The sequence below is a fragment of the Streptomyces sp. NPDC054840 genome (genome assembly GCF_053611065.1).
Map to the genome: position 1 here is coordinate 1 of NZ_JBSGZP010000850.1, position 2,657 is coordinate 2,657.

The window sequence follows — 2,657 nt, forward strand, 5'->3', positions numbered from 1 at the left end:
GGCCGCCCGGGGGAAGGAGGCGGGGTCCGGCTTTCCCTGGAGCATGTCGTAGCGGGGCCGGTCGGGTGCCGGCCCGGCCGGGGCGGTGGGAGCGTCGGTGGTGGCGACCCCCTCGGCGACACGGGTGCCGGAACCCTGACGGGCGGTGAACCAGCCCTCGGCGACCAGCTCGGCGTACGCGTCGGCGACGGCGTTGCGGGCCAGTCCGAGGTCGGCGGCCAGCGTCCGGTACGGCGGCAGCGGCGTCCCGCCGGCCAGTCGGCCGCTGCGCACGGCGCCGCGCAGGGCCTGGGCGAGGGCGGTCCGCCGGGCGCCCTCGGCGGGGAGTTCCAGGTGCAGGTCGGATCCGCCGGGTCCCGGGTCGGCTGCGGTCATGGGCGCGGCTCCCGTGCGAAGACGGCGTGGGTGGCCGTCAGGAAGCTGTGTACGGTCTCCCGTTCGGCGGGGTCGAAGGAGTCGAGCACCTGGAGCACGCCGTCGATCAGGGGTCCGAAGAACTCCTGGCCCAGGCGGATCGCGGCCGGCTCCACGCGCAGCAGGATCCGGCGCCGGTCGTGTTCGTCGCGGACGCGTGCCACGTGGCCGAGTCGTTCGAGGCGGTCGATCACGGCGGTGGTGCCGGCGGAGTTGAGGCCGAGGCGGGCGCCGAGCAGGCCCGCGGTGGCCGGTTCGGCGGCGCGGGCCGCGTCCAGCAGGCAGATCAGGGCGCGTACGTCGGTGGGGTGCATGCCGTTGCGGGCAGCGAAGCCGGCCTGGCGCAGGCCGAATTCGACGGTCACCGCGCGCAGGAGGTGCACCGGTCGAAGGGTGTCGGGTTCCTCGTTCATGGGTTCCCCGCTCGCGGGTCCCGGTGGTCCGGGTTCCCGTTCTCGTTCACATCGCCCCCTGGCGGAATCTCTCGCTGAGCGAGATTATCGCCTGACGAGAGAGGGCTGGCGAGGGTGGGGAGAAGGCATTGGATCGGGCCTCGCGGCGGGACATGCGCGGGACGTCTTCCTTCCGCGCCGCCTACGACGCGGTGCTCGGCCGATGGCCGGGCCCCGTCGACGCCGTCGACCTGCCCACACCGTACGGGCTCACCCGCGTCAACCGCTGCGGCCCCGCCGGCGCCCCGCCGCTGGTGCTGCTGCCCGGCGGCGGGGCCACCTCCACCGTGTGGGGGGCCTGTGTCGCGGCCGGGGCGGCCCGTGCCCACCGGGTGCACGCCGTGGACCTGGTGGGCGACCCCGGGCTCAGCGTCCCGGCGCCCGACCGGGCGATCCGGTCCGCCGGGGACCTGGTCGGCTGGCTCGACGCGGTCCTCGACGGGCTGGGCCCGTGCGGGCCGGTGACCCTCGCCGGACATTCGTACGGGGCGTGGATCGCCGCCCACTACGCCGCCCTGCGCCCGGACCGGCTCGGCCGCCTGGTGCTGCTCGACCCGACCCAGGTCTTCGCGGGGCTGCGCCCGGGCTACGTGGTGCGCGCCTTGCCCATGCTGGTGCGTCCCACCCCGGAGCGGATCCGCTCCTTCCTCGCCTGGGAGACCCGTGGTGCCGCGCTCGATCCGGCCTGGCTGCGGCTGCAGGAGGAGTGCGCCGGGTTTCCCGCCGTCCGGCCGGTCACCGGGGCGCGCCCGGACCTGGCCGGGCTCGCGCGGCCCCCGGGCGCGGGCCCGCGGGTCGACGTCCTCTTCGCCGGGCGCGCCCGCTGCCACGACTCCGGCCGTGCGGCCCGGGCGGCGCGCGAAGTGCTGCCGGGTGCGCGTGTCGACGTACTGCCCGGGGCGGCGCACCACGCGCTGCCGCTGACGGCGGCCGCGGAGATCGTCCGGCGACTCGCGCTCTGAGTACCGCCCAGCCCTCAGCCCTTGCGGGACAGGGCCTCGCGGACGGCCTCCTCGGAGCGGCCGACCACGGCCGTACCGTCCTCGGCGGTGATGATCGGGCGCTGGATGAGCTTCGGGTGGGCGGCCAGGTGCGCGATCCAGAGCCCGCGCGCCGCGTCGGTCTCCTCGCGCGGCAGGTCCCCGACGCCGCTCTCCTCGGCGAGCCGGTCCGAGGTACGCGTGATGTCCCACGGCTCCAGCCCGAGACGGCCGAGCACCTCGCGGATCTCGTCCTCGGAAGGCACGTCCTCCAGGTAACGGCGCACCGTGTAGTCGGCGCCCTCCGCGTCCAGCAGCGTCAGCGCGCCGCGGCACTTGGAACAGGCGGGATTGATCCAGATCTCCATGGCGCCGACCCTATCCGCGCTCGGTCTGGCCAGGGGCTTCTGTCAGTGGTCCCCGGTAAAATCGAGGGAGAACGACAGGAAGCCAACTACCGTTTGGGAGGCTGTAGATGGCCACTGCCACCACCGTCCAGCACGTCAAGAAGAAGCCGCTGCCGGCGGGGCTGCCCCGCGAGTGGTACGAGAGCCACAACCGCCGTCTGAAGGCGATGCGGCTGGCGATATCCCTGCTCGACTCGGGGACGTACGACGCTCGGCGTGCCACCAACCGGAAGATCCGGACGATGGCCGTCCGGACGGGGATCCACCGGCCGTCGAACGTCACCTGCAAGATGGTGCGCGCGTTCATCATGGAGTCGTAGGCGTCAGCTGCCGGCCGCAGTCGTCGGCCGTGCTCGCCACGGCTGTCACCCACCGCACGACAGGTGCCCCGACCGGCCGAGCAC

At 74.5% G+C, this 2,657-nt stretch carries 5 protein-coding genes; 2 read left to right on the forward strand and 3 right to left on the reverse strand.

What is annotated here, in order from left to right:
• A partial coding sequence (locus ACWGIU_RS34990; protein WP_453712129.1) for a GntR family transcriptional regulator occupies positions 1-375 on the reverse strand: 375 nt, incomplete at its 3' end.
• The gene (locus tag ACWGIU_RS34995) at positions 372-827 is read right to left on the reverse strand and encodes a MarR family winged helix-turn-helix transcriptional regulator (RefSeq protein WP_453712130.1); all 456 of its coding nucleotides are present in this window, start codon (positions 825-827) and stop codon (positions 372-374) included. The genes ACWGIU_RS34990 and ACWGIU_RS34995, both read right to left, overlap by 4 nt.
• A 152-nt stretch (positions 828-979) precedes the next feature.
• Between ACWGIU_RS34995 and ACWGIU_RS35000 the strand changes: the two genes are divergently transcribed.
• Complete coding sequence (locus ACWGIU_RS35000) at positions 980-1,828, forward strand: alpha/beta fold hydrolase (protein WP_453712132.1); 849 nt, start codon at positions 980-982, stop codon at positions 1,826-1,828.
• Positions 1,829-1,842: 14 nt separating this feature from the next.
• Here the strand turns inward: ACWGIU_RS35000 and ACWGIU_RS35005 are convergent, their stop codons facing one another.
• Positions 1,843-2,214, reverse strand: coding sequence for an ArsC/Spx/MgsR family protein (locus ACWGIU_RS35005; protein WP_453712131.1), 372 nt, complete (start codon positions 2,212-2,214; stop codon positions 1,843-1,845).
• A gap of 107 nt (positions 2,215-2,321) precedes the next feature.
• On the opposite strand from ACWGIU_RS35005, the gene ACWGIU_RS35010 reads away from it, so the two are divergent.
• A complete protein-coding gene (locus ACWGIU_RS35010; protein WP_030012991.1) occupies positions 2,322-2,573 on the forward strand; it encodes a hypothetical protein in 252 nt (83 codons plus the stop codon).
• Positions 2,574-2,657 lie beyond the last annotated feature (84 nt).

What these genes read in the sequence shown, in the direction of transcription:
- ACWGIU_RS34995 (WP_453712130.1), bottom strand. Translation starts at nt 827, where the DNA reads ATGAACGAGGAACCCGACACCCTTCGACCGGTGCACCTCCTGCGCGCG.
- ACWGIU_RS35000 (WP_453712132.1), top strand. Translation starts at nt 980, where the DNA reads ATGCGCGGGACGTCTTCCTTCCGCGCCGCCTACGACGCGGTGCTCGGC.
- ACWGIU_RS35005 (WP_453712131.1), bottom strand. Translation starts at nt 2,214, where the DNA reads ATGGAGATCTGGATCAATCCCGCCTGTTCCAAGTGCCGCGGCGCGCTG.
- ACWGIU_RS35010 (WP_030012991.1), top strand. Translation starts at nt 2,322, where the DNA reads ATGGCCACTGCCACCACCGTCCAGCACGTCAAGAAGAAGCCGCTGCCG.